At 60.4% G+C, this 26,365-nt stretch carries 25 protein-coding genes; 4 read left to right on the top strand and 21 right to left on the bottom strand.

Annotated features, from left to right (window positions below; translation table 11 throughout):
* Positions 1-21: 21 nt before the first annotated feature.
* From ACKTSM_RS06780 to rpsB, 6 genes are all read right to left on the bottom strand, one after another.
* Positions 22-816: a phosphatidate cytidylyltransferase gene (locus ACKTSM_RS06780; protein ID WP_407873901.1), complete on the bottom strand. Its 795-nt coding sequence runs from the start codon at positions 814-816 to the stop codon at positions 22-24.
* The gene (uppS, locus tag ACKTSM_RS06775; RefSeq protein WP_407873900.1) at positions 803-1,510 is read right to left on the bottom strand and encodes a polyprenyl diphosphate synthase; all 708 of its coding nucleotides are present in this window, start codon (positions 1,508-1,510) and stop codon (positions 803-805) included. Before uppS ends, ACKTSM_RS06780 begins: the two co-directional genes overlap by 14 nt.
* A 32-nt stretch (positions 1,511-1,542) precedes the next feature.
* Entirely contained in the window at positions 1,543-2,100 is a 558-nt protein-coding gene (gene frr / locus ACKTSM_RS06770; RefSeq protein ID WP_407873899.1) for a ribosome recycling factor, read from the bottom strand.
* A gap of 18 nt (positions 2,101-2,118) precedes the next feature.
* Positions 2,119-2,838, bottom strand: coding sequence for a UMP kinase (pyrH, locus tag ACKTSM_RS06765; RefSeq protein WP_407873898.1), 720 nt, complete (start codon positions 2,836-2,838; stop codon positions 2,119-2,121).
* A 158-nt stretch (positions 2,839-2,996) separates the two neighbouring features.
* Positions 2,997-3,923, bottom strand: coding sequence for a translation elongation factor Ts (gene tsf / locus ACKTSM_RS06760; RefSeq protein WP_407873897.1), 927 nt, complete (start codon positions 3,921-3,923; stop codon positions 2,997-2,999).
* Between the two features lie 102 nt (positions 3,924-4,025).
* The gene (gene rpsB, locus ACKTSM_RS06755) at positions 4,026-4,778 is read right to left on the bottom strand and encodes a 30S ribosomal protein S2 (RefSeq protein WP_407873896.1); all 753 of its coding nucleotides are present in this window, start codon (positions 4,776-4,778) and stop codon (positions 4,026-4,028) included.
* Between the two features lie 360 nt (positions 4,779-5,138).
* Between rpsB and ACKTSM_RS06750 the strand changes: the two genes are divergently transcribed.
* Complete coding sequence (locus ACKTSM_RS06750) at positions 5,139-5,396, top strand: hypothetical protein (protein WP_407873895.1); 258 nt, start codon at positions 5,139-5,141, stop codon at positions 5,394-5,396.
* A 12-nt stretch (positions 5,397-5,408) separates the two neighbouring features.
* Here ACKTSM_RS06750 and ACKTSM_RS06745 read toward each other — a convergent pair whose 3' ends face one another.
* A complete protein-coding gene (locus ACKTSM_RS06745) occupies positions 5,409-6,272 on the bottom strand; it encodes a CDP-alcohol phosphatidyltransferase family protein (RefSeq protein ID WP_407873894.1) in 864 nt (287 codons plus the stop codon).
* A gap of 28 nt (positions 6,273-6,300) precedes the next feature.
* Positions 6,301-7,053, bottom strand: coding sequence for a phosphatidylserine decarboxylase (locus ACKTSM_RS06740; protein WP_407873893.1), 753 nt, complete (start codon positions 7,051-7,053; stop codon positions 6,301-6,303).
* A 143-nt stretch (positions 7,054-7,196) separates the two neighbouring features.
* On the opposite strand from ACKTSM_RS06740, the gene ACKTSM_RS06735 reads away from it, so the two are divergent.
* Positions 7,197-8,330 carry a phosphatase PAP2 family protein gene (locus tag ACKTSM_RS06735; protein WP_407873892.1) on the top strand — a complete coding sequence of 378 codons (1,134 nt, stop codon included), beginning with the start codon at positions 7,197-7,199 and terminating at the stop codon, positions 8,328-8,330.
* Here the strand turns inward: ACKTSM_RS06735 and ACKTSM_RS06730 are convergent.
* The 3 genes from ACKTSM_RS06730 to ACKTSM_RS06720 all read right to left on the bottom strand — a co-directional run bounded on the left by ACKTSM_RS06730 (position 8,291) and on the right by ACKTSM_RS06720 (position 14,235).
* On the bottom strand, positions 8,291-9,457 hold the full coding sequence (locus ACKTSM_RS06730; RefSeq protein ID WP_407873891.1) for a beta-ketoacyl-ACP synthase III: 1,167 nt from the start codon (positions 9,455-9,457) through the stop codon (positions 8,291-8,293). The two genes, ACKTSM_RS06735 and ACKTSM_RS06730, sit on opposite strands and share 40 nt — an antisense overlap.
* A gap of 103 nt (positions 9,458-9,560) precedes the next feature.
* A complete protein-coding gene (locus tag ACKTSM_RS06725; RefSeq protein WP_407873890.1) occupies positions 9,561-11,888 on the bottom strand; it encodes an EAL domain-containing protein in 2,328 nt (775 codons plus the stop codon).
* A gap of 127 nt (positions 11,889-12,015) precedes the next feature.
* On the bottom strand, positions 12,016-14,235 hold the full coding sequence (locus ACKTSM_RS06720) for a FecR domain-containing protein (protein WP_407873889.1): 2,220 nt from the start codon (positions 14,233-14,235) through the stop codon (positions 12,016-12,018).
* A 269-nt stretch (positions 14,236-14,504) separates the two neighbouring features.
* Between ACKTSM_RS06720 and ACKTSM_RS06715 the strand changes: the two genes are divergently transcribed.
* Positions 14,505-16,019, top strand: coding sequence for a ShlB/FhaC/HecB family hemolysin secretion/activation protein (locus tag ACKTSM_RS06715; RefSeq protein ID WP_407873888.1), 1,515 nt, complete (start codon positions 14,505-14,507; stop codon positions 16,017-16,019).
* A 136-nt stretch (positions 16,020-16,155) separates the two neighbouring features.
* Here ACKTSM_RS06715 and ACKTSM_RS06710 read toward each other — a convergent pair whose 3' ends face one another.
* Both ACKTSM_RS06710 and ACKTSM_RS06705 read right to left on the bottom strand, forming a co-directional pair.
* Positions 16,156-17,343, bottom strand: coding sequence for a DUF6161 domain-containing protein (locus tag ACKTSM_RS06710; RefSeq protein WP_407873887.1), 1,188 nt, complete (start codon positions 17,341-17,343; stop codon positions 16,156-16,158).
* Between the two features lie 153 nt (positions 17,344-17,496).
* Positions 17,497-18,744, bottom strand: a complete 1,248-nt coding sequence (locus ACKTSM_RS06705; RefSeq protein ID WP_407873886.1) for a phage major capsid protein — start codon at positions 18,742-18,744, stop codon at positions 17,497-17,499.
* A 214-nt stretch (positions 18,745-18,958) separates the two neighbouring features.
* Between ACKTSM_RS06705 and ACKTSM_RS06700 the strand changes: the two genes are divergently transcribed.
* A complete protein-coding gene (locus ACKTSM_RS06700; protein ID WP_407873885.1) occupies positions 18,959-19,657 on the top strand; it encodes a DUF4145 domain-containing protein in 699 nt (232 codons plus the stop codon).
* Here the strand turns inward: ACKTSM_RS06700 and ACKTSM_RS06695 are convergent.
* From ACKTSM_RS06695 to ACKTSM_RS06660, 8 genes are all read right to left on the bottom strand, one after another.
* Positions 19,654-19,905: a hypothetical protein gene (locus tag ACKTSM_RS06695; RefSeq protein ID WP_407873884.1), complete on the bottom strand. Its 252-nt coding sequence runs from the start codon at positions 19,903-19,905 to the stop codon at positions 19,654-19,656. The two genes, ACKTSM_RS06700 and ACKTSM_RS06695, sit on opposite strands and share 4 nt — an antisense overlap.
* Positions 19,905-20,177, bottom strand: coding sequence for a hypothetical protein (locus tag ACKTSM_RS06690; protein WP_407873883.1), 273 nt, complete (start codon positions 20,175-20,177; stop codon positions 19,905-19,907). The genes ACKTSM_RS06695 and ACKTSM_RS06690 overlap by 1 nt, the downstream gene beginning before the upstream one ends.
* Positions 20,161-20,682 carry a hypothetical protein gene (locus ACKTSM_RS06685; RefSeq protein ID WP_407873882.1) on the bottom strand — a complete coding sequence of 174 codons (522 nt, stop codon included), beginning with the start codon at positions 20,680-20,682 and terminating at the stop codon, positions 20,161-20,163. The genes ACKTSM_RS06690 and ACKTSM_RS06685 overlap by 17 nt, the downstream gene beginning before the upstream one ends.
* 410 nt (positions 20,683-21,092) lie before the next feature.
* The gene (locus ACKTSM_RS06680) at positions 21,093-23,489 is read right to left on the bottom strand and encodes a DUF5906 domain-containing protein (protein WP_407873881.1); all 2,397 of its coding nucleotides are present in this window, start codon (positions 23,487-23,489) and stop codon (positions 21,093-21,095) included.
* Positions 23,479-23,952 (bottom strand): hypothetical protein, encoded by a 474-nt coding sequence (locus ACKTSM_RS06675; RefSeq protein WP_407873880.1) that lies wholly within the window; start codon positions 23,950-23,952, stop codon positions 23,479-23,481. Before ACKTSM_RS06675 ends, ACKTSM_RS06680 begins: the two co-directional genes overlap by 11 nt.
* Positions 23,953-24,247: 295 nt before the next feature.
* The gene (locus tag ACKTSM_RS06670; RefSeq protein WP_407873879.1) at positions 24,248-24,439 is read right to left on the bottom strand and encodes a helix-turn-helix transcriptional regulator; all 192 of its coding nucleotides are present in this window, start codon (positions 24,437-24,439) and stop codon (positions 24,248-24,250) included.
* Between the two features lie 91 nt (positions 24,440-24,530).
* Positions 24,531-25,073, bottom strand: coding sequence for a hypothetical protein (locus ACKTSM_RS06665; protein WP_407873878.1), 543 nt, complete (start codon positions 25,071-25,073; stop codon positions 24,531-24,533).
* The gene (locus ACKTSM_RS06660) at positions 25,063-26,313 is read right to left on the bottom strand and encodes a tyrosine-type recombinase/integrase (RefSeq protein WP_407873877.1); all 1,251 of its coding nucleotides are present in this window, start codon (positions 26,311-26,313) and stop codon (positions 25,063-25,065) included. Before ACKTSM_RS06660 ends, ACKTSM_RS06665 begins: the two co-directional genes overlap by 11 nt.
* Positions 26,314-26,365: the final 52 nt, after the last annotated feature.

The following is a 26,365-nucleotide window of genomic DNA, read 5'->3' as shown; positions in this document are numbered from 1 at the left end:
TCATATCACGCCCGGTGCCGGTCACCCGAACCCGACGAATGCCGGGACAACGGCAATCACGAACAAGACCGCGAACACCGCGACAAAACCGTCGCAGCGATCGAAGATGCCGCCATGGCCGGGGAGCAGATTGCTCGAGTCCTTCACCCCTGCCCGGCGCTTCATCCAGCTTTCGAAGAAATCGCCGGCCTGCGCGATCACCGCAATCAGCGCGCCTGTCAGCATCGCGCTGGGGATGGCCGACGTCGAAAGACCGGGGACGAAACCGCCTGGCCCTGCATCCATGGCCTCGGCGCCGATGCAAACGAGGCCCGCTGCGATTGCCCCGCCGATGAGGCCCGCCCAGGTCTTCTTGGGGCTGACCGAGGGGAGAATCTTGGGTCCGCCAATGGTACGGCCCGCGAAATAGGCACCGATATCGACTGCGATCACCGGGGCGAGAAAGGCGAGCAGCACGCCTGCCACGTCATAGCTGATCCGCACCTGCACTATGGCGAGCGCCGCCGCGCCGACATATAGCGCGCCGATAAACTGCCAGGCGACTTCGGCGAGGGCCGAGATACCGAATTTCGTGACCAGGAGGTTCCACTCCCACAGGATCAGACTGGCCAGCAGCACCACGAAGCCGATCCAGAACCAGCCGCCCAGCCACAGCGCGATCAGCGCGACGGCTAGCATGGCAACGCCAGACACGAAGCGGACGAGCAAATCGTTCATTCCGCTCGCCTGCGCCGATGCTGATGCAGCCTCTTCCTCGGTCGGCTGGTTCATTGCCTTGGTGGTGAGCTCTTCGAGCCGGTTTCTAACGTCCCCCATAGCGTCGCTCCCTGCGTGCAAAGTCATCGAGAGCCTGGGCGAGATGTGCGGGCTCGAAATCGGGCCAGAGCGTATCGACAAACAGCATCTCGGCATAGGCCGCCTGCCACAGCAGGAAATTCGACAAGCGGATTTCTCCGCTGGTCCGGATCAGGAGGTCGAGCGGAGGCAGGTCGGCGGTGTCGAGATGCGCTTCGATCCCGGCAGGGGTTATCGCGCCGCTTTCGGCAGCGCGTTCCGCTGCGCGCGCGATTTCATTGTGTGCGCCATAATTGAGCGCGACCGCCAATTGCCTGGTGCCATTGGCGGTCTGTTCGAGCGCGTCCTCGAGCATGGCGACGATATCGGGCGCGAGCCCGCGCCAGTCGCCGATGATGTGCAGCTTCACCCCGTTCTCGACGAATTCGGGAAGGTCGGATTTGATGAACTTGCGCATGAGGTTCATCAGGCCGTCGACTTCGTCCTCGGACCGCTTCCAGTTTTCCGAGCTGAAGGCGTAAAGCGTCAGGCATTCTAGCCCCATTGGCTCCAGCCCGCGCACCAGGCGGCGCACCGCCTCGACCCCGCGCTGATGACCGATCGCGCGCGGAAGCCCGCGTTTTTTCGCCCAGCGCCCATTGCCGTCCATGATGATGGCGACATGGCGCGCGCGCGCGCCAGAGCGGGCCTGTGACTGAGCGGGCGTATCGCCCATCCGGCATCCCCTTGCGCGGGAGCCCTGCCCTCTTACTGGGACAGGATCTCCTGTTCTTTCTTCGAAGCTGCCTCGTCGGTTTCGGCGACGAACTTGTCGGTCAGCTTCTGGACCTCGTCTTCCATCCGCTTGCGCTCGTCCTCGGAAATGTCCTTGGCCTTCTCGTCGGCCTTGAGGCTCTCCATGGCGTCGCGGCGGACATTGCGGATCGCAATCTTGGCCTTTTCTGCATACTGACCGGCAAGCTTGGCAAGTTCGCGGCGACGTTCCTCGGTGAGGTCGGGCATGGGCAGGCGGATCGTCTGGCCGTCGGTCATCGGGTTAAGACCAAGATTGGCTTTGGTGATGCCCTTTTCGACCGCGCTGACATTGCTCTTGTCCCAGACCTGCACCGAAAGCATGCGCGGTTCGGGCGCATTGACCGTGGCGACCGAAGACAGCGGCATCATCGAACCGTAGACCTCGACCACCACCGGATCGAGCAGGCTGGTATTGGCGCGGCCGGTGCGAAGGCCCGACAGATCGCCCTTCAGCGATTCCACCGCGCCGGCCATGCGGCGTTCGATATCGGCCTTGTCATATTGCGGCATCGTTTGTCTCTTTCTTTGTCAGTCTTTGCGAACGATGGTCTGGGTGCCCTTGCCTTCGAGCACGCGGGCGACATTGCCGCGATCGCGGATCGAGAAGACCACTATCGGAATGTCGTTCTCGCGGCAAAGGGCGACCGCGGTGGCATCCATCACCTTGAGATTGTCGGACAGCACGCGGTCATAGGAGATCGTGTCGAAACGGGTGGCCTGCGCATTGTGCTTGGGATCGCTGTCATAGACCCCGTCGACGCTGGTGCCCTTGAGCAGCGCATCGCAATTCATTTCCGCTGCGCGCAGGGCGGCGCCTGTGTCCGTGGTGAAGAAGGGATTCCCGGTGCCCGCGGCGAAGATCACGATCCGGCCCTTCTCGAGGTGCCGTTCTGCGCGGCGGCGGATATAGGGTTCGCATACGGAGGACATCGGGATCGCGCTCTGCACCCGGGTCTGCACGCCCAGCTGTTCGAGCGCGTTCTGCATCGCCAGCGCGTTCATCACCGTCGCAAGCATGCCCATATAATCGCCGGTCGTGCGATCAAGGCCTTTGGCTGCCGCGCTGATCCCACGGAAGATATTGCCGCCGCCGATCACGAGACACACCTCGAGGCCTGTATCCTTGGCGCGCTTCACCTCTTCGGCGAGACGGGCGACATAAGCCGGGTCGATGCCGTATTCCTGCTCGCCCATCAGCACCTCGCCGGAAAGCTTGAGCAGGACGCGCTTGATTTCGGGCATGGCCATGGGCTGGGATCATCCGGTTCGTGTTGTCGGTGAGCCTCCCCTTAGCCATGCTCGCAAGGCCGCGCAAAGGGAAAGACGGGCACGGATGCGCTGCCGAAAGGAAAAGGCCGCCGGGTCGCCCCGACGGCCTTTCGATCGTTCAGTGCAGATCGGGAAGCTTAGCCGCCGACTGCCGCTGCGACTTCTGCTGCGAAATCGCTTTCTTCCTTCTCGATGCCTTCGCCGAGCTGGAAGCGGACATAGTCGGTCAGCTTGACGTTGCCGCCATTGTCCTTGGCGAATTTTGCGACGGTGTCTTCGACGCTGGTCTTGTTGTCCATCACGAACATCTGCGACAGGAGAGCGTTCTCCTTGGCGTATTTCTTGATCGCGCCTTCGACCATCTTTTCCTGGACCTGCTCGGGCTTGCCGCTTTCAGCAGCCTTTTCCTGGGCAATCTTGCGCTCGCGCTCGATCACGTCGGCGTCGAGGCCGTCGGCATTGAGTGCCTGCGGGAACATCGAGGCGATGTGCATGGCAAGCTGCTTGCCGAACGGTTCGAGAACGTCAGCCGACAGATCGCTTTCGAGCGCGACCAGAACGCCAATCTTGCCGAGGCCGTCGGCCGCCGCGTTGTGGACGTAGGAGGTCACGGTTCCCTGCGAAACCGAAACGGTCTGCATACGGCGGACCTGCTGGTTTTCGCCAATCGTCGCGACGTTGTTGGTCAGCTTCTCTTCGACGGTGCCGCCATCGGGATAGTCGGCAGCCTTGAGCGCTTCGACATCGTCCTTGTCCATGGTGAGCGCGACCTGGGTGGTCTTGCGCACGAAGTCCTGGAACTGATCGTTCTTGGCAACGAAATCGGTTTCCGAATTGACTTCGACGGCGACGCCCTTGGTGCCTTCGACGGCTACACCGACGAGGCCTTCGGCAGCGGTGCGCGAAGACTTCTTCTGGACGGCCGCGAGGCCCTTGGCGCGCAGGGCGTCCTGTGCTGCCTCGATGTCGCCACCGGCCTCTTCGAGCGCCTTCTTTGCGTCCATCATGCCAGCGCCGGTCATTTCGCGCAGTTTCTTCACGTCAGCGGCGGAAAATGCAGCCATGGTGATTTCCTTTGTAATGCGTTGGGGCGCCGGGCTCTTCAGGGGAGGCCCGGCGCGCTGTTTCTCAATCTCGTCGCGCGCCAAAAGGGCGCGGCGGCAATCTTAGGCGGTTGCGGTTTCGGCCGGCGGTTCGGCCATTGCGCCGACATCTTCGCCCGATTCGTGCGCAGCGCCGCCACGACCGGCATTCGCCGCATCGCCGATGGCCTGGCAGTAAAGGCGAACCGCGCGGCTCGCATCGTCATTGCCCGGGACCGGGAATGCGATACCCGACGGGTCGACATTGGTGTCGAGCACCGCGATCACGGGGATGCCGAGCACGGCGGCTTCCTTGATCGCAAGGTCTTCCTTGTTGGCGTCGATCACGAACATCACGTCCGGAATGCCGCCCATGTCGCGAATACCGCCGAGCGAAAGCTCAAGCTTGTCGCGTTCGCGGGTGAGCTGGAGGACTTCCTTCTTGGTGAAGCCGCTGGTGTCGCCCGAAAGCTGCTCTTCAAGGGTCTTGAGACGCTTGATCGAGCCCGAAATGGTCTTCCAGTTGGTGAGCATGCCGCCGAGCCAGCGGTGGTTGACGAAGTGCTGACCGCTTGCGCGGGCTGCTTCGGCGATCGGCTCCTGCGCCTGGCGCTTGGTTCCCACGAACAGGACCTTGCCGCCAGCGCGGACGGTCTGCTCGACGAAATCGAGAGCACGCGCGAACAGCGGGACGGTCTGCGACAGGTCGATGATGTGAACACCGTTGCGGGCGCCGAAGATATACGGCTTCATCCGCGGGTTCCAGCGGTGGGTCTGGTGACCGAAGTGTGCGCCGGCCTCGATCAATTGCTGCATGGTGACGGTAGTGGCCGCCATAAGTCGTTCCTTTCCGGTTGTTCCTCTGGATGGCCGTGGAGACTGACTGGCGGAGTTCCCGCGTGCAGCACCGGTATGTGTGGCCATCCATGTGAATTTCGCAAGACAAGGCACGCACGGTGATTCGCCCGGCCCGCTTGCGAGTGGGCGCCCTCTAGCCGGGCCGCGCGGCAAAATCCAGCACAAACCGCGACACTGGAACATCAATGGAACAAAGGGGCTTGACGACGCGGAACACTTGTAGAACAAAGAGCCAGAACAAAGATCGAACGCGAGCGGAATGGCACGCGCCGGGGGGAACCAATGGGGTTAGCCGGCATTAACCATACCGCATACCGCACCGTTTCAGGGGACCGGAAAATGCTTGCACTGACACTGACCTGCCTGTTCGCCATCGTTGCGATTGCGACCGGGCTCAGCCTCCTCGACAGCTGGCTGCGCGGACGTTCGGTGTTTGCCCGGGTGCTGCGCGAAAAACGGCTGCTCGACCAGGGGTTCGTTCCGCAGGTCCACGCGCACGAAGTGCGTCTTCGCGGCCCGGCACGGCGTCCGCTTGCAGCGGCCTCGCGCCCCTTTGCCTATCGCATCCCGCGAGCCTCTACCTACACCGCAGCCTGAGCGGCGAAGCGTTCAGACGGGCTCGTCGCCCGGACTCTTCACTGGCTTGTCGCGCATCGCGCGGCGACGCTTGACCTTGCCATAGCGCACGAGCGCGTATGGCATCAGCGCAAGATACACCACGCTGATCGCGGTCAGGGTCCACCACGGTTCGAGCAGCGCCGCCGCAAATGCGAGCGCCACCAAGGCGAGCAGCCACAAGCGGATATCGCGCCTTGGGCGGATTGCGGTCCAGCTCAAGGTAGCCATGTTCGAGATGAAAAGCACGGCGATGGCGCCTAACCAGACCGCGTTGAAAAGCGGGTCGCGGAACAGTTCGATGCCCGTCTCCAGCCACAGATAGAGCGGCGTGAAGGCCAACCCAGCCCCGACCGGCGCAGGTACGCCGGTCAGAAATCCGGCGGATTTGTGCGGCTGGTCCTCGACATCTATCCGCGCATTGAACCTGGCGAGGCGCAAGGCGCAGCAGATCGCATAAGCCAGCGCTGCCAGCCAACCAAAGCGCGGCAGGTCATCCAGCACCCACATATACAGGATCAGGGCCGGTGCGACCCCGAAGGAGATCGAATCGGCGAGACTGTCAAGCTCGGCACCAAAGCGCGATTGCGCGTTCAGCAGCCGGGCGATGCGCCCGTCCATGCCGTCGAGCACGCCTGCAAGAATGACCGCGAGAATTGCGAAGGCCCACTGCCCTTCTGCAGCGAAGCGCACACCGGTCAATCCGGCACAAAGGGCCGCCGCGGTAATCGCGTTGGGAAGCATTGCGCGAAGCGTCAGGCCTCTCGTCTCGTTCGCCTCGATCGCGTCATCGCCTTCGACGGCCTTGGGGCCGATCCGCGGAGGCGGGCCGCGTTCATCGCGTGAGGAAAAACTCATCGCGCCGGTTCCAGGACCGCCGCACCGGTCATTGTGCGATCCCTTCGAGAAGCGCCCCCGTGCCGCGTTCTGCAAGGATCGTTTCGCCCGCCACGATTTTCTGACCCATCAGGACCTTTGGCTCGGTCCCGGCAGGCAGATAGACGTCGACCCGGCTGCCGAACCGAATCAGCCCGATCCTCTGCCCCTTGGCGACCATGTCGCCCGGCTTGACGAAAGGCACGATGCGCCGCGCAACCAGTCCAGCGATCTGCGTGAACCCGATCGCGAGCCCGTCGGGCCGTTCGATCAGGATGTGCTGGCGCTCGTTCTCCTCGCTCGCCTTGTCGAGATCGGCGTTGACGAACTTGCCTGGCACATAGACCACGCGCCGAATGGTGCCGGCGATCGGCGCCCGGTTGATATGAACGTCGAACACGCTCATGAAAATCGAGATTCGCGTGACCGGTCCTGCGGCTAGACCCGGGCTGCCCGAACCGTCATCGACCTGCAATTCGGTTGGCGGCTCGACCTGCCTGATCAGGGTCACAAGTCCATCCGCCGGCGCGACGATGGCATCATCTGCCTGCGGGATCACCCGCTCGGGATCGCGGAAGAACGCGAAAACGCCTGCCGAAAGGAGAAGCATCGGCCAGCCGATGATTTCCCAGTCGAGCACGATCAGCGGGATAAGGCTGATTAGCACCGCGATCACGCCGTATTTGCGGCCTTCGGGATGTATTGCGGGCCAGCTCCAGCTGGCTTCGCCGCGACCCTGGTTGTCTAGTATTTCACCTGCCATGACGGTGCATCTAGGGTCTGGCGACCGCCCACACAAGCAAGTGTGCGCAAGCGATGGTCAACACATTCACATTTTAGTGAGATGTTTACCCTAATTGTCCGCTTTCGAACCCGAGCCACGATAAGGGGATTGCAAGCGCGATCATGGCGTCGACACCAGCCATCTGCGAAGCGCGCGAGGCGCAGGAACGCGCCGTGCGTAACACCCGCGATGCCATCCGCGCGCGATGGATTGGCGAAGTGCCGATCTTGGCAATCGGATCCGCACTCATGGCGCTATGCCTGGCGCTCCTGGCTTCCAAGGGCATCAATCCCGGGATTGGCGGGATCATCGCGAATGCCCAGATATTCGCGATGTTCGTTGTCGTGCTTGTCTGCTGGGACGCAGCGCGCACGCTCTACCAGGACCGCCCGAAAAGCCCGATTGCACATTTGCGCGCGCGCTATGGCGCCATGCCCATGCGCCGGCGCATACTGGCCGGTCTTCCGATGCTGGGCGTGGCGATCGTGCTGTTGCCCTATTTCAGCAAGATGAAATCAGCGATCCCGCTGTTCAACGAATACAGCTGGGATGCCGCATTCATCGCCTGGGATCGCGAGATCTTTTTCGGATACGACGCCTGGCAGGTCCTGCAACCCCTGCTTGGTTATCCGCTGGTGACCGCCTTCCTGGGATTGCTCTACCAGCTGTGGTTCCTGCTGCTTTACCCGGGGGTAATGTGGTTTGCCTTTGCGCGAACCGACGAGGTCGCAAGGCGGCAATTCTTCCTGTCCTATGTCTTGAGCTGGACTTTGGTCGGCGGCCTCATGGCCACGTGGCTCGCTTCGGTCGGACCGGTCTTCGTCGGCCCGATCCTCGGCGACCCGACCTTCGATATGCAGATGGACTATCTTCGAGCGGCGAACGAAACAGTGCCGATCATGGTGTTGCCGGTGCAGGAAATGCTGCTCGAATGGTATCACCAACGTCAGGATGGGCTCGGCAGCGGGATCACCGCGATGCCGAGCATGCATTGCGCGATCGCTTTTTTATACTGGATTGCGGTGCGCCAGGTCTCGCCGCGCTGGGGCGCGTTCTTTGGCGTGTTCTTCTTCATCACATGGATCAGCAGCGTCCACCTCGCCTACCATTACGCGGTCGACGGACTGGTATCGCTGCTCGCTGTTGCACTGATCTGGAGGGTCTCGGGCCGCCTGGTCCGTGCTTGGGATCGCTGGCTTTCGCGGCGCGCCAGCGTTCAGCCAACCTTGCGCACGAAAACCGTTCCGGCCGAATAACCCGCGCCGAACGAGCAGATCAGCCCGGTATCCCCGTCAACCAGGTCATCGCTGTGCAGGTGGAAAGCGATGATCGACCCCGCGCTCGACGTGTTCCCGTAGGTGTCGAGCACGGTCGGGCTTTCGTCGTCGCTGGCCTCGTGTCCGAGCACCTTTTGCGAGATCAGCCGGTTCATCCCGGCATTGGCCTGGTGAAGCCACAGGCGCCGCAGCGTCGCCGGGTCCATCTGAAGACGGCCTGCCTCATCGATGATCATCTGGGCGACCATCGGGACCACCTCCTTGAAAACCTTGCGACCTTCCTGGACGAACAGCTTGTCCGCGCTGCCTTCGCTTTCCGGGTGAGCGCGGTTCAGGAAGCCGAAATTGTTGCGAATATTGTTGGAAAACACCGTCTTGAGCTTGGTGCTCAGGATTTCCCAGTGGCTCTCAGGGGCAAACGCCGCGTCTTCGACCAGCACCGCGGTGGCGACGTCGCCGAAGATGAAATGGCTGTCGCGGTCGCACCAGTTGAGGTGGCCCGAAGTGATTTCGGGGCTGACCACCAGCACGCTCTTTGCATTACCTGCGCGGATATAGTCGGCCGCGGTCTGGATCCCGAATGTCGCCGATGAACAGGCGACATTCATGTCGAAAGCGAATCCCTCGATTCCGAGCGCCTGCTGAATCTCGATCGCCATGGCCGGATAGGGGCGCTGCATATTCGAGGCGGCGCACAGCACCGCGTCGACATCTGCGGGATCACGGCCCGCGCGCTCAAGGGCATCGCGAGCTGCGGCGACACCGATCTCGGCCATGATCGACAATTCGTCGTTCGCACGCTCTTCGAGACGAGGCGCCATGATCGCCGGATCGACAATCGGGGCCTTGCTCATCACGTGGCGCGCCTTGATCCCGCTTGCCTTCTCGATGAAGCCGACCGACGAATGCTGCAAGGCTTCGACCTCGCCAGCCTCGATCGCCTCGGCATTGGCCGCGTTGTATCGGTCGACATAGGCATTGAAGCTCTCGACCAATTCTTCGTTGCTGATCGATTCTTCGGGCGTGAAGAGCCCGCTCGCCGAGATCACCGGGCGTCCGGTGCGGGTGTGGCTTGCAGGGGCTGTACTGGTCGAGGTGTCTTGCATGGGCGCGGGATATAGCCGCACCCGCAATGCGGCAAGAGGCGTCTCGCGCCGTAATTGTCACGCGGTCATCGCAGATCGCGATCGTTCCACTTGGGCAATGGCTTCAGGCTGCGACGCCCTGGGTCGGCCTGGCATTGAGTTCCTTCAGGAAACGCTCCCACTTGACGGGCCGGCCGGTGTGCCAGCCCTGGCCATAGTCACAGCCCAGTTCGCGCAAGGCATTCAGGATCGCCTCGTCCTCGATTCCCTCGCCGACCACCGCGAAGCCGAGAGCATGGGCGAGTTCGATCGTCGAGCGCACCATGATTTGGTCCTTGGCCTCGGTCACGAGGCCGCGCACGAAACTCTGGTCGAGCTTGAGCTCTTGAGCCGGGAAATCCTGGAGGTAATTGAGCGTCGCCTGGCCGGTGCCGTAATCGTCGATCGAAATGCGCGCACCGGCATCGACAAGACGGTTCAACGCCTCCTTGGCGGTAGTCGAATCGGCGAGCGGTGCGCTTTCGGTGATCTCGAGCGTCAACTGGCAGTCAACGGCAAAATTGGCGATACGCAACTTGCGCACGATTTCGGCGATGAATCCCGGATCGCTCAACAATTGTGCGGAAATGTTTACTGCCAGATTGAGTGCGTGGCCGAGGCTTGCGGCCTCTTCGAGGCGGCGGACCGCGGTGTCGAAAACGAAATGGGTCAGGCCCGAAATGCGGTTCTTGTCTTCGAGCACGGGTATGAATTGCGCGGGCGAGATCTGCCCGAACTGCGGGCTTGTCCAGCGCACAAGGCATTCGGCGCCGCTGATCAGGCCGGTTTGAAGCGCAATTTTGGGCTGGAACACGACGGTGATCGCACCGCTTTCGATCGCATCGTCGATTTCGGCGAGGATCCGCATCTTGAACTGGGTCGAACGCTGCTGCTCATCGGCGTCGCTCGCCCACAGGCGCCCTTCGCTGGCAGCATATTTCGCGGTTGTCGCGGCGCCCTTGAAATCACCCTTGGCCAGGCCGAATGCCGGGGTCAGCTGGAACCGCTCATCCCCGGTGGTGAAAGCGGCGTTGAAAAGTGCTCGCGCCGACACGAAGAGCGCCTCGGCCTGTTCGGTTTCGAGTGTGCCGGCGATCCAGCAATAGGTCCCGGGCTCAAGGCGGTAGATTTCCGCTCCCCCGGCGGCGATCTGAAGCCGCCTTGCAACTGCCACTTCGAGCTGGACCTGCGCATCGTGATCGAGCAACGAACCGACATCGGAAAAATCGGCGATACGAGCCGCGAACACCGCGTCATCACTCCTCACCGCCTGGCCCAGGGCGTTGTGATTGGCGAGACCGGTGGCGGTATCGGTCATCCGCTCGGCTTCAAGATTGACCGCCGCAACAAGGATGCGCTGCACGGCAAAGAATGTGACGACAAAGGCAATTGGCGCGGTAAGCTCGACATAGATCAGGTGGCGCTGGTCGAGAGCCAGCGCGAAACCGACCACGACGGCGCCGACCGCAATGGCAGCTAGGCTGGCCGGCACGGGGATGCGTTTTGACCTGCCCCCGGCAGCCAGCAATCCGGCGAGAAGAAGCGCCGTGACCAGCAGCGGCAGAACTTGGCCGGTCTCGCTGCGGACGCGGTCCTGCAGCAGGGTCTCTGCCGCCTGGACCTGGATGGCCACGCCCGGCTGCACTCCGAACAGGGCCGTGGGATAGCGGTCGAACAGCTCGATCGCGGTCGCGCCGATGACCGCGTGCTTGCCGCGTACCCGCGCGGAATCGACCCTCCCCTCGACCAAATCGATGAATGAGATGCGGGGAATGGTGTTGATGTCGATCGCCTGGTCGACGCGGAAGGCATTGCCCACCTCCCCGTCCGAACGGGCCAGCATGTTGGCAAGCGATGGGCGCGCGACGCCATTGGTCACCACTCCGTTGGGATACCGGATGATGCGACCGTTTGCAGCAGGGACCACGTTCACCGAGGCGACGAAGGTGTGTTCGCGGAATTCCTCGATCGGGAGCGCTTCGGTGTAACTCTCTATAGCCGAGGCGCTATTGCGCTGGCGGAAGGTGGGAAGCAGAGCGGGCTGGGCTATCGCGGCGAAGGCGCGCGCGAGCTCGGCATCGTTTTCGGGATCGGAGCGCGAAGAGAAATCGACATCGAATGCGATCTGCGATGCGCCCATCGCGTCGAGCTTGCGGATCGCCTGTGCATAATGGCTGCGCGGCCATGGCCAGGTCGGCAACGCTTCGAGCGATTTGCCATCGATTTCGACGATCACGATGTCGCCCGTTGCAGGGCTGACCCGCATCTGGTCGCGCCAATCGCGAAGAGAACTTTCGAGCCCAAGCCCCCACCCGGAAACCGCAAGGCCGAGCGCGAGCAGGATAGCAGCCGCAAAAGCGGCAATGCTGATCGAATTCTCGCGGCGCTCGCGCGGCTTGCGCGTCAACCACATGGGGGGCCTCCTCCGGCGCGAACCGTGCCGCTGCGTGAACGGTTCTTATCGCAGGAAATGGTTACCGATGCGTTTGCTGTGATGACCCGCGCCAATCACTCCGCCTGGCGGGGCGCGGCGATCATGGTCAGATCAGCCCATCGAGCAGACCTTCGCCGTCGTCGTCATCGCCGTCATCGCCGTCGTCGTTTTCGCCGTCATCATTATCATCATCGTTGTCGTTGTCGTTGGCGTCGTCATCATCGCCGCCGACCCCGACATCCACGCCGACATCGATCCCCACATCATCGCCGCCATCGTCGCCGCCTCCAACGTCTATACCGACATCGATGCCGACGTCGTCATCGCTGCCGTCGTCACCATCGTCATCGCCGCCGACATCCACATCTACATCGACATCGACGTCGTCATCAGCTCCGTCGTCGTCATCGTCGTCCTTGTCTTTCTTCGGCTTCTTGTCCTTCTTGTCCTTCTTGTCGTCGTCATCCTCGTCGTCGTCATCGTCGCCGTCGACGTCTATGCCTACATCGATATCGACGCCGTCGTCATCATCGTCATCGTCATCGTCATCGTCATCGTCATCGTCATCGTCGTCGTCATCGTCGTCGTCGTCGTCCTTGTCTTTCTTCGGCTTCTTGTCCTTCTTGTCCTTCTTGTCGTCGTCATCCTCGTCGTCGTCATCGTCATCGTCGCCGTCGACGTCGATGCCTACATCGATATCGACGCCGTCGTCATCATCGTCATCGTCGTCGTCATCGTCGTCGTCATCGTCAGCGTCGTCATCGTCGTCATCGTCGTCGTCGCTGCCGGTATCGACACCGACCGAAACGTCGTCATCTCCGTCGCCGTTCGTATCTACGCCAACGTCAACGTCAACGTCATCATCGTCGTCGTCGTCGTCGTCATCGTCGTCATCGTCATCGTCATCATCATCGCCATCGCTGCCGGAATCGACCCCGACTGATACGTCGTCATCTCCGTCACCGTCCGTGTCTACGCCGACATCGACATCGTCGTCATCATCGTCGTCGTCATCATCATCGGCGTCGTCGTCATCGTCGTCGTCATCGCTGCCGGAATCGACACCAACTGACACGTCGTCATCTCCGTCGCCGTCCGTGTCTACGCCGACATCGACATCGTCGTCATCATCGTCGTCGTCGTCATCGTCATCGTCATCATCGTCGCCTTCGTCATCGGCGTCATCGTCATCGTCGCCTTCGTCATCGGCGTCGTCGTCATCATCGGCGTCGTCGCCATCATCGTCGCCTTCGTCATCGGCGTCGGCGTCGGCGCCATCATCATTGCCATCGTCGTCGCTGACGTCATCGTCGTCGCTGTCTTCATCGGCGTCGTCGCCGTCGTCATCATCGCCGCCGTCGTCGTCGTCATCGTTGCGATTGGCGTCATCGCCGTCGTCATCATCGCCGCCGTCGTCGTCGTCATCGTTGCGATTGGCGTCATCGCCGTCGTCATCATCGCCGCCGTCGTCGTCGTCATCGTTGCGATTGGCGTCATCGCCGTCATCGCCGCTGTCGTCTTCGTCATCGTTGCGGTTGGCGTCGTCGCCGTCGTCAACGTCACCGTCGCCATCACCGCCGCCATTGTTGTGGCTGCCGGACAGGTCGGAGACCTGGTTGCCGTCGTCATCGGCTTCGTCATCGGAAGCCTGGGCCGATGCCTGCACGACTGGCGCCTCCGGCGCGGGTTGCGTATCGAGGTCGCTGACCCCCTTCACGAAACTCGGCGACCCGCGCACGACCGCACTTGCTGCATTTTCAGCGGCGTCATCGCCGACGATTACCAGCAAGTCGCCGGCATTGTCAGCGCTGACCATCCCGATAAGGCCCGGAGTGATCAGAGCCGCCTCGAGATCATCGCCGGTGGCGACCTCGACAGCGCCCTCGGTCACTTGCACGCTCGAATTGCCTTCAGAGACCGACACGTTGAACGTCGTGCCCTTCACCACGGCGGCAAGATAGGGGGTCTGCACCCCGAAGTGCTGGGTTTCGCGACGCTCGATATCGAACAGCGCATTGCCGAGATACTGGAAGAACTGGATGACCGGCCCGGTCTCCTCTGGATCGGCGAGGCGCAGTTCGGCGCGCGGCGAGACCACCACGAATTCGCTTCCCCGCACCAGAACCGCCCTCCCGCGGGTCCCGGTCCGGATCAGATCGCCGGGCTCGAGGGTGAGGTTCTGCCTGGCGGCAAGACTGCGACCATCGCGCACGATCGACACCTGCCCGCTGGTTTCCGATACGCGCCAGTCCGGGACCTGCGCATAGGCGCTGGTCCCGGCAAGCAGCGCGGCAACCACCATGGATTTCTTTGCAAGTGCGATCATTGTTGGCCTCAACTTAATTCTGAGGCTTCGGCAATATCGGTCGGTTATCAAGAAGACGTGAATCCGCTTACTTACCCAAAAGTAAATCGCCCGTTTACCCAATGGCTTTATCGTAACCAGATGTTAGGGGCCATCGCCTAGCCGTCGTCGCCATGTCGATGCGTTGCCCTCGTTTCAGAACCATTGCAGGTCTTGCGCTGACCGGTGCCCTTGCATCGGCTGCGCCTGCGCTTGCCGCTACAGGCGCACCGCAAATCGCCTACAGCGATATGCTGACCATCGCCGAGACCAGGAATACCCCTGCAAGGGTGCCGTCTCCCGCTGTCAGCAGCGTCGCGGTCGCGCAGATTGGCGCGGTTGTCATCAGCGGCAACGAAGCGGTCGAGGACGAAGCCTATCAGCAGGTGGTCGAGGAATTCTTCGGCAAGCCGCTGACCGAGGAAACGCTCGACGAATTGACCGATGAGCTCGTGCAGGTCGCCAAGGAAGCGGGTTACCCGCACGCCGTCGTATCGGTGGACGAGACCGCCTACCGGCTCGGCATTGTTCAGGTCGAAGTCGACGAGGGGCGGATAGACGAGGTTCGCATCGAAGGGTCGGATAATCCGGTCGCGGCCCGGATGCTCGGCTCGCTGGTCGGTCAGCCGGTGTCGCAGACACAGCTGCAATCGCGCCTGTTGCTGGTATCCGACATCCCCGGCCTGCGGCTTCGCGGTGCCCGGCTCAAGCGCGAGGACGGACGCGCAATCCTGGTCGTGCGCCTGAGCGAGCGCGATCCGACGGTCCGGTTGACTGCCGACAATTACGGCTCCGAACGCTATGGCCCGGTGCGTGCACGGCTTTCGGGCAGCTTTGCCGAGGTGTTCAATCCGGCAGACGAGCTATCCGCTTCGATCCGGACCAATCCCGTCGATCCATCGGAACTTCTTTCAGGGTCGCTGTCCTATCAGACCCAGATCAGTGACAGCGGCGCTGTCGTCGAAGTGGCAGGATCGGTCGGCAGCACGGCGCCTGGGGGCGATGTTGGCGACAGCGATATTGCCGGCGAGACATTGCGTGCGAGCATCGCGACCTCCATCCCGATCAAGCGCACGCGCGATCTGAGCGTGTGGCTCGAAGGTGGCGCCGATTTCGTTTCGATCGAGCAGGACGCTATCGACGTCATGCTACGCGATGACACGATCGTGTCGCTGACCGCCGGGATCCGCACCCGGTTTGCAGTCGCCGGCGGTACGGCAGGCATATCGGCATGGGTCGAACGTGGTCTCGATATCCTTGGTGCAACGCGGTTGGGCGATCCGAACGCCTCGCGTTCCGATGGGGACGGCGTGTTCACGCTCTTCCAAGCCAATGCGAACGCCCGCCTCCCGGTCGCCAAGCGATTCGACCTCTACCTTTCGGCCTCGGGCCAGCTTGCCGATCGCCCGCTTCTCTCCACACAGGAGATGTCGCTCGGCGGTGCCTACCAGACCCGCGGCTATGGATTTGCAGAAGTGCTCGGCGATGAAGGCATCGTCGGCCTTGCCGAGATGCGCTACCGCTTCAAGACCGGCGACACGCCGCTCGACGCGCTCCAAATCTACGCCTTTGCCGACGGTGGATATGTTTCTGACATCGACCGCGAGACGGGCGAAGGGTCGCTGTTCTCCGCCGGGTCAGGACTGCGCGGGCGCGTAGGGCCGATCTCCTTCGAAATCGAAGGCGCCCTGCCTCTTGGCGGAAGCGGCGAGCGCGATACCAGCAACGATCCGATCTTCAACCTGCGCGCAGGCTGGCGTTTCTGATCGGGCCGGACCGGCCTCGGTTTGAAGGAAGTGGTGGACAGGGCTTCCGCGCTCATAGCGAATAGCAGCATGAAATCGCAGCGATTTCTCGTTAACGCCGATTAGCGATCCCCGATTTTTCCCGGAAATATCGCTTCTAACGAGCCGCCATACGCGCGATCAATCCTTGCAGGCTTGCGTCCGTAGGACCGTCATCTTTTACGATCCCGTCGGGAGTGGCTCGGAACAACGCATTGAGAACGATCTGGCGATCCTCGTCCGTTGCCGCGTTCTCACTGGTCAAAGCTAGGTATGTCGTCGTCATAACTGCCCTTTCCTCAGCGTCGTTACGTAGGTGGTGTTCGCTAAGATAGAGCTTGGTCAGGATGCGTCCGATCCAGAATGCAATGGTGGAGAACAAAAGCAAACCGCCGGATATGACGACATAGAGCGCGATAGGCGCTTGCGTCGCCTCAGTGTTAGGATGTGAGACGAGAAACCAGCCAGCGCCTCCGAACGCTATCAGCATGGCGAGAATAGTGAGCGGAAAATACCAATACAAAAGGGTGCGCGCCTTTCCCTCGCGCGTCTCATGTTCGGTCGCCTTGCCTTCCCAATACTCGACCGGTGCCTTAAGCTTCATGAACTCCAGATAAGCAGCTTCAGTCGCTCGAATATCTTGAACAGCCTTATCGGCAGCCTTCTGCCATTCGAGTTGAACAGCCTTCCACCGCTCACGTTTCTTATCGAAAATACGACGCGCGATCCCCGACGCACGCTCAACAAGCTCAATATTAGACTCGATGCGTTCGCTTGCTTCCTTATCAACTCGTTCAATTGCGCTGCGCGTAGCCATCTTGAAGTTAGCTCGCTCCCGCTTGAGCCTCTCATGCCAATCTGCATCGTCGTTCAGATTTGGGAAAACAGTCAAAATGGCCCCAAGAAGGTCCTCTTGGTTTTGTGCATTTTGAACGTTGAACTGGTTCGTTTGGAAACCGAAAGCGAAAGCGGCTGCAGGCTCACCGACTGCGTTCCGAACGTCCAGAACGCTTGTGCCCTTCTTGGTCGTGGAAACAAGCAATGGACCATCCGAAAGGGGAGCGAGATGCCCCCTAGCGTCTTCCAGAGGTTGGCCTTGGTTTTCCAGATTTTGAATGTTTTTTAGGAGATTATCCCACTGGTTCTGTGTGTTCGTAGCAATGTTATGGCGGTCAACTTTCGGATCACCACGTACCAACCAAGCCCACTGAGCTCGCTCCTTCTCCAGCCACTTTTGTAGCTCATCATAGGATCGGACGGTGACATCACCATCTGGCCCAATCGAAAATATCAGCTTCTCCGCCACGCCTTGCTCCTCCCGATCAACCTAATTCGGGTCACGGCAGCATTGCAATCTTACTGGTGGCCGTTTCCACGGTGACCGCAACACATAAAGAGGCCCGCCAGCAGTCTCCTACCGGCGAGCCTCCGAATTGCGCTCTGCAACGATCCTAGCCGCTTAGACCGGAATGCGGAGGAGCCTGATAGCGTTAGGATCCAGCAACCCGCCGCCAACGCGCTTGGTCGCGTAAAAATGCACGAATGGCTTGTTGCTGTAGGGATCGCGCAGCAAGCGAAGCGAGCTGTTGCGGTCATTGATGAGATAGCCCGCGTTGAAGTCTCCGAAAGCGATGCAGACGTTGCCCGCGTCCGGTCCCGGCATGCCCTCGTCAATCTCGACCGGACGGCCAAGCAGCGTGGCAGGCTGGCCCACGATAAGGCTCTCGCGCCAGATCAAATTGCCGTCCGCATCCTTCAAGCGAGTGAGCGCACCCGCCGTGAGGCTCGACATAAGCCAGGTGCTGTTGGCCCGATAGGGCGCGGCTAGACCATACATGAAGTCGATGAGCGTATCGACCGCGATAGCCTGCTCGACCACTGTAAGATTGCCGCCCGGGTGCTCACCGTCCGACGCGCCGCCGGTCACGTAGGTGAGAAGGCCGCGCGGTTTGTTCACGCCATCGCCAGCGAGGAAAGCAATCTCCTCCTGCCGGTTGAACTCGACACGCAGCTCCTCAACGAGCCACGAACCCAGATCAATGAGCGCATCGTCCAGAATGCGCTGAGTCGCGGCCGGGTTGGCGTAAATCTCGCCAGCCGCGAAGGTGATCGGAGAGAATTGCGGTGTGGTCGTCTCGGGACGCGCCGCCGTCTCGCCTACCCAGCCCGAACCGGGATTGCCAGTCTGCCAGAGGGTGGAGAACGCGCCCACCGTCGTCGTCATAAGCCGAGCGAGGCGACGCATGGGCGAGGTCGCCATCTGCGCCTTCGATACGGACCGATCCCATTCCGTGGGAGCGAGATAGCCGCCGTTCTGATCACTGCCGACGCTGAGTGCTGCTTGGATCGAGGCGCGCTCACCCTGACCTTGTAGCTCGCTCAACTGTTCTTCACCTCGGCCCGAACGCAGAAAGCTCGCGAAGGTGCGAGTGTATTCCGGTTCATCCGGGACAATGGAGCCGCCGCTGGGCGCGAAACCGCCAGCCGCTTCGATCCGATTGAGGCTGTCGATCAAGTTCCGGTTAGTTTCCTCGACCGCTTCGAGCCGCCCGTTTGTCTTGTTGCGAATGTCGCCCAGCGTGGACTGAATTTCATTGAAGAGCTGCTGGTGTTCTCCGAAGCCCTCTGCCCGGATGGGCGCCGGGGTTGAAGTCAGAGCCGAGGCGGCTGCAAGTGCGGCGGGAACGCCGCGCGATACTTGTTGCATTGGTATTCTCCGAAACGAGTTGAGTGTCGCGAAGGGGCGATTGCCCCTGTCGTTTCGGCAGCGTCCGGCTTGCCTGACTTATTGTAGCGTCTGGCAGAGTCCGTCATGCCACAAGCTACTTTTCGTCTATAGCTCGGAATATTCGGCTTGCATTTCAAAGAAAAGAGAACGACCAAAAGATAAGCGTGTTACTGTCGCTCCAAGGGGAATTCGATTGCTGGATAAATTTGAAAGAATAAAAAAACCGAAGGGCCGAAAACGGTTGCATTGCGCCGGTTGTGAGCGACTCACAATCCATAATCTGGAGGCGAGGTGCGAAGGAAGTTGGAATGATGAATACAACCACGAGTTTGGCGGATCCAAGCACTCGATCTATCGCTGTGGCGCTTGCGACTCAGTTTGCTTCGAAACAACAACCTACGACTCATATGACGTCGGGCATGATGAGTATGGCGAACAATATCTAGTCGAATATTCGAAGCAGTATCCTGCCCCCGTATCCGCACATTTCAGCTTCAATACCGATTCTACTCCGGAAGAATTGGACAATATTTTGGATGAAATGCTTTATGCGCTCGCCGGTTCGAAGTTGATATTAGCCACGATCGGCTTGAGATTGGCAATTGAGTTTATCGTTAATCATAAGGAATGCGCAGGGAACAATCTCAAGCAGAAGATCGATGATCTGCACCAGCAATTGATCATCGACAGCGATCAAGTTGATCTTTTGCACAGGATTAGAAAGAAGGGGAATGAAGGGGCTCATCGCGCCAAGGGTATGAGCTCTAAAGAAATAATTGCTGGGATGAGTATAATCGAGGGTTTGCTTGAAAGGCTTTATAATGGCCCAGCTAGGCATGAAAAAACGATAAGTCAGGCCAAACTACTCCTCAAGGACGAGGACGATGACTAAAAAGTAGTACGCGGCGGTTTATGCCTCGCTTTGTCGAGCCCTATCGCAATGATTGGAAGATGCTTCAACATTTTTGCTATCCGCCGCCGCTCCGAGCGGGTCATGCCGGACGGGCGCAAGGCCTCTTCGATCTCAGCGCGGGTCATTGGGCGGGACAATTCGTCCATCACTTCCAGCACTCGGCGGCGAACCTTGTAAGGCTCGGCTTTGAGCCAGTCGCCTATCGATAGGTTGGGTTGAAGCGCCATTATTCGCCCTCGGACATAAGCTGGCTTTCGATCACATCGAGGCCCGTGCGCATCCATTCGACTGCCGCCAGTCCCGGCCCCACTGCGCCTTCCGCGATGTCGAAGGCGGCGAAGAGAGAGCCTTGCGCAATGTCGTTCGGCGTTATGCCTTTCGAGAAGCACTGATTGGCGAGCCGCCGCTGGTAATCGCGCATCATCGCGATTGCCTGGTCGCTCATCGGCTCGCTGTTGCCGGTCATACCGCTGGCGGGTGGATCAGTGAACCGAGTCATCGTCTGTCTCCTGTCTGGGCAAAGCGATCAGGTTGTCGTCATAGCTGCCCCGGCTCGCTTCGTTCTTCTGGTTGATTGCGCGGCGCTTCGCGGCCTCGCGGTTATCGCCTCCGGCTTGCGCCCGCGTGTGGATGCCGAGTGAGCGGCGCGTGGCTAGGATCGAAGCAGCCACCGAGTTACAGGTCCGGGCGCGTGGGTTCGGGATCGTGTTGCCGTTCGCGTTCGTGATGCTGTAGCCCTCGGTCTTGAGCAGGGCCTGTTCCCTTTCGAGCAAAACCATGTCGCGGGCCATCAGCGCGACCATGCGGACCTTGTGCGGCGATAGCTCGTTCTTGCTGAACTCTCCGCACACTTCATCGAACACCTCGCGCTCGCTAGGGGTGAACTTGATATCGGAGGGGAGCTGGATGGACTTGCCGCCGGCCACGATTGCGGCTGCGACACTAGCGGCGCTATCCACGCGGCGCTTGCGAGGGGCCTTCGGTTTTTCAGGCTTGTCGGTCATGAAGTCATCTCCTGATCGGGTGATGGATTTACGGGTTTGCGTGCTTTTCGCGCGCCGACGCCGGTCCGCACTGCGGTAGGCGATTTACTTTCGAGTGCCCCCAGGGGGTCATGCGCAGTCATCGAATTCATTGCCGCGCTCCAGATGATCTTCGGCACGTTGTTCATCGATCCGTCGTTGCGAGGATTGGAACCGCTTGCGGCCCATTTCATAGACGCTCTGATTATAAGGGGGTGCGCGGTTCCAACTGAAGCCGGAGGAGGGTTCGTCCCCCCGGCCCCTTTCCGACTGCGAGTTTCTTATACCTCTCGAAATATACTTTCCGTTTCTACTGCTCATTGTTTCGCTCCTTACAGGATTAGGCTTTCGCTTGGGGGATAGGGGGATGGGATCGGATCGACCCGACTTGCTCAAAGCGGCTCCTCCTCGATCCCTAGATCGTCCATAGATTTCAGGGCACTACGAACCGCGTCCTGCGGTTTGTCGAAAAGGTCTGCGTCGAAATTGGTGATGATCGAGGTATTGCGCCCTTCGATTTTGACCCGGTGATCGGGGCCATTGGTTCCCTCACGCTTGCGGACGAACAAGCCTGCACGAGCCAATTCCTGATCGAGGCGATTATCGTTCAAAGGCTTTTCGTCGCGAGAACGACAGGTGCTACGATACCATGCGCGAAAGCCTTTGAGACTGACCGCGACCCGTTGCCCGCCGTCCTCGTTTCCATATTCGGCGATGGCCACCACGGCCTCTCGCGCGAGCTTCATGGCGAACGATTTGCTGCGCTCGACCATCTCAGCTTTCGCCGCCGACATTGGAGCCGCTTCACCGGGATGGACAGCGCCGTATTTTTCGACCCATTCGCGCGCGCACCGCGCGACAATCCCTAGCCCGCCAGAATAGAGCCAAGCATAGAAAGCTCGCCAGACTTCAGGCGGCAGCCCTGTCTCAGCCATGCGTGGCACGAAAAACCGCCGGTCAGTGTTGTCGATCAGCATGGCGATCTGATCGTTGGAACTGAAAATGAAGTGCATGAATGCGTCGATTTCGTACTCAGGCTGATACTTCTCGTTCACCCGCAGCTTCTTGTCGGTGATGGGCGACTTCAACCGATTGTATGTCTTCCGGCTGTGGCCAGAATAGATTTCATCCACGATGACGAGCCGCTTCTTGGCGAAGTGACTGTTGAAACTGCCGTCGGTCAGGATGTTCTCGTTGGGCCGTGAAACATTTTCCTCGCCGACCATTTCGGCGGCGATAGTGGCGAGGGTCGTCTTGCCAGTGCCCTGCATTTCGCTCTGGAGAAGGATCGCGTGTTCTATGCGAGTTTTGGGGCGCGCGCGAAGCGTAGCCCCCCACTTGATCGCGTGGCGTCGATCCGCACGGTCGGTAAGGCGACTGACCAAAATGCGAGCGAAGGGCCATGCCGAACCTTCGCGCTCTTGCAAGCGAGACGGCACCCATAGGTTCACCTGCCTCCATCCGTCGCGCTCGACCACACGTTTATCGCCGGGCAAATATGCCACGCCGTCCGCGCGAGCACTTAGATTTTGTCGGATAAGGCGGGCCGTCCCATCGGCATCGCTAAACGGGCGCAGCATCGCATCCACCTCGGCTTCGGTGAAGCCCCGGCCCGGCGACGCGGAATGGAAAAACAGGGGTGGCGAAACGGTCCACAGCCATTCGCCAATAGCTTCCGGTCGCATCGAATAGGACGGCCTCCGCCCGGTGTAGTGAACCTCTGTGGCCCATGTCGCAGGGATCAGCAGGCTCTCCATGCGTGTGTCAGCCTCAATTCGATCTGGAGGGAATGGATCGGCCAAGTCGAAGCCATCGGGCCACTCATCGTTGAAGATGACCGCTTCCATCTTGAGGCGGCTGATGCGGGAAATCTCGCTGATTGCGTCGATCCCATCGCGGTCGTTATCGGCCACGAAGATGATGCGCTTGCCCGAGCGCCGAAGAGGCCCGAAATCGGTTGCGCGTGCGCGCTGCGCCCCTCCGGTCCACCCGATATGTGCAACTGCGCCTAGGCGCGTTCCTCGCAGCGTCTCGCCCCAAGGGTGATCGCGCCAACCCCCGCTCCGGTGCGCGCTGCCAGCGGCATAGGTGCCATCATCCTCAACCAACCGATGGACCTCACGCGCAGACTTTGCGCCTTCATGCACGATGATGGTGGAAGCGTCGGCAATCGCGGGTTTGTTGTAAAGAGGGAGCTTATCAGGCTCCGCTATGCGCCAAACCTTATCTGACCAGTAAGTCCAAGGGTAGAAATCCTTGGATCCATCTTCGTGTTCAACACGCTCCTCGACCATTTCGAGTATCTCACGGGCTTCGTCCCAATACTCGAACAGGCCATCGGCCTCTGTCCGTTGAAACGGGAAGCGCCCGGGATCATGCGGCAAGCTCTGCCCCTTCCACAGAAACGGCTCGTAAGTGGGCCAAGAATACCGAGACCAGACAGCGAGGATTGCGGCCTGTTCCGCTTCGCTCGGCTCATACTCCTCCGCGCTGGCAGTTATCTCGCCAGTTTCGGAGAAGCGGATGACCGCTATATCTCGCCAATAGCGCCCGATGCGTTCGCGAACGACGATCTTACGCAGCCCGCGATGCTCGGCACCAATGCGATCGGCATATTGCTTGACCTCCGGAATATCGAAGACACCCCGGATGATTTTGCCCGTCTCAAGTGTCTCGCCATCCTTTGGTTCCGCGCCCGCGCCACTAGATGATCGTCCTTCCGAAGCACTGGACGGAGACCCCGGTCCACCCTCCCCTGGACTGGGGCCTGTTTTGGACTTACTCGCCATCACCGCCCCCAATCACGCGCGGCGCGTCCGCAATCGCTCGCTCGATCCGGTCGGCATAGTTGCGCCAGTCGATGACCACGGCGAAGCGTAGGCGCGAGCCGGAGATAAACCCGGTGCGAAGCTCGGTTTGGCCGAACGGCAAGGTCGAGACATTCACGTTCTCTGTCACGATCACGGACCACTGCTCGACCTGCGGCTGGCGTTCGCGCGCTTCCATGATCCGGCGGGCGATCCTCGCCGCCAGCGGAGCCTTCACATCGAGCGCGATGAAGTCGGCCATAATGCAGGCGAGCGCCGCTTGCGTCGGATCGAACAGGCGAGCCTTCCCGGTCACTTCGGGCTTGCCCGGAAGGACAGCCGCCATGTTCTCGTCGGTTTCGGCAAGCTGCCGAAAGTGGGTCATTTGATTGTCGGAAAGTCGCGCCTCTTTGGCGACGATTGCCGAGGGTAGATAAGTATTCATTTTGTGTCTCCTTCGCTAAGCGAAAAGACGAAGCTCCACCTGCACTTCACTTAAAACAGGAAAGCGCGCGGTTTATTCTTCTCGGTGAACTGCAACGTGGCCGTCCATCAAGCCGAGCAACGGCAGACCTTGCGCGGCCCACAATTCGCAGGACGCGCCGAACTCTTCGTGCCTCAATCCGAATGTGCTGGGCGATCCTACGCCGGATGGGAGGGCGGGCCGCGTCTCGACCCGATAGGACTGCCCCACCGGCTCGATAATCACGAATCGGCCGCTAAATGGCGGCTCCTCACGCTCAAGCGGCATCGCGCTCGGCTTTCCGCTCCTCTAGCCAAGCATCGACCTCGTCGCGGATATAGCCAACGCTACGCTCCCCTAGTTGGATCGGATCGGGAAAACCCTTGCGCTCGCGCATGATCTTGAGGCCGTGGCGCGTTACGCCAAGCTCCTTCATCAGCGGGCCGGGGCGAATGATTGTCTGTGCCATTGATCGGTCCTTTCGCTTCGACGCTCTCGTTCGCGTCGGGACCAATCAGAGCGGATCGGGGCGCTCTCGCCTTTCCCCCCAAAATTAATTTTCAGTTATGTCGCTGGCGTAGCTTCGTGAGGAAGGCGACATCATCGTTTCCCATCCGCCGCCCCGGACGTTCCTTCCATTTCCGCCATTCGCGTTGGAGCCGCTCAGCTTTCTCAATTTCGTGCGCCTCTCGGGCATCAGCCTCTGAGGTATGGGCCGCTGACCAATCACTATCCTTCGCGACCTCTCTCATCTCCCGCCAATTTCTGTTGACGGCAATGCGCTCCGCGCTGGCTTTGTCATTCAACGACCTATTGCGACCGGGCCAGCAATTTTGGAAGATGTGTTTGATTAGAATGTAGTCAGCGATCGCAGCATCCATACCGTCTGCCACTTTTCGCGCGTCGGTTTCGGAGGGCCGACCCACTGGTTTCTGGAGTGAGCGCGAATAGCGCGCTGCCTCTAGCCAATCTTCCGGTGGATCGCTGTCCGGAATGAAGCGCTCCGTTGTCATGACGGCGAGCTGGTCTAGCTCGGAATTAACCCAGCCGATGAATTCTCGACGCTTCACTTCATCGCCATCAAAGTCCCAATCAGGCAGCATCGCGCACTTCCACGCTACGAAGCGGCAAACGGCCATCACAATATGCCGACCAATCCTCCATCAGATCACGGCGCTTGTCGAAAAGATCGCCGCGCCGATAAGCGGCCTCGACATGACTCTTGATCGCGTGAGCTAGGGCCTTTTCGGCCACATAGTCCGGATGGTGAGTTTCCTCAGCCGCCCAATCGCGGAACGTGGACCGGAAGCCGTGAACGGTAGCGTCCGGGCGCGCCATATCTTGTTTGAGAAGTTTCAGCATCGCCATGTTCGACAATCCCTTGCCGCTGCGCGTTTTCGAGATGAATACAAACGGATTGCCATCTTCCCTTGGTAGCGTCTCGATCAACTTAACCAATCGATCAGTAAGCGGGATGCGATGGTCAGGCAGCTTCTTGCGAGACTTCTTGCCTTTCATGCGAGCGGCGGGAATTATCCACTCGCGACCCTCTAGATCAATCTCATCCCATGTTGCGCCAATCGTGTCGCCCGTCCGAACAGCGGTCAGGATCGTGAATTCCAGCGCGCGCGGCGCAACACCCTCCTCCTCCCGAAGGTCTGTGATGAAATCCGGCAAATCTGAATAGGGCATCGCAGCTTGCGGAGTTTCCTCGTGGACGTGCTCCGGTAGCATGAGGAGGAGCTTCTTGCGGTCGGCAGGGTTTTCATCAGGACGCAATTGCTCAACGGCGGCAAGCGTCATCACGGCATGAATCCGGTTTTGAAGACGCTGAGCCATAATGTTGTTTTGCGTCCAAATCTTCAGCAACAAATCGCGGACATCGAACATTGTGACATCAGCCACGTCCTTGTCGCCGATCAACGGATAGGCGTGGTTCTCAAGCGACGTGCGCCACGCCTGTTCACTTCGCCCGTTCTCCGTCCACCCCGGACGCTTGATCTCGATCAGGCGTTCGGCGACCTCCCTAAACGTGCGCCCCGGTTGGCGGCGAATAGCGCTGCCGGAGCCGGATCGCCGCTCCTCTAGCGGGTCAATCCCGTCACGAACCTGCTCCCGCAGCGCCATGACTTCACGGCGGGCCACCTCTAGGTCCATGTGGTCAATAGAACCCAGCCCCATCTCGCGCTCCCGATAGCCGCGCTTCGCCACTGGATCGGGAAAACGATAGCAAAACACCCACGTCTTGCGCTTGTTAGCGCTGACCGAGAGAAACAGACCTCGCCCATCGGCATACTTGCGGCGCTTGTTTGCTTTCTGAATCGCGGATTGAGTAAGCGGCATTCCGGGCCTCCTGTTGCTAATTCGTTCCCCGTATTTTTCCCGGAATTTTAGC

This window comes from Qipengyuania nanhaisediminis (genome assembly GCF_045862805.1).
Classification (GTDB): Bacteria; Pseudomonadota; Alphaproteobacteria; order Sphingomonadales; family Sphingomonadaceae; genus Erythrobacter; species Erythrobacter nanhaisediminis_A.
Note: the sequence above shows the minus strand (reverse complement) of the source record. Positions and strands in the feature narration are given on the sequence as shown.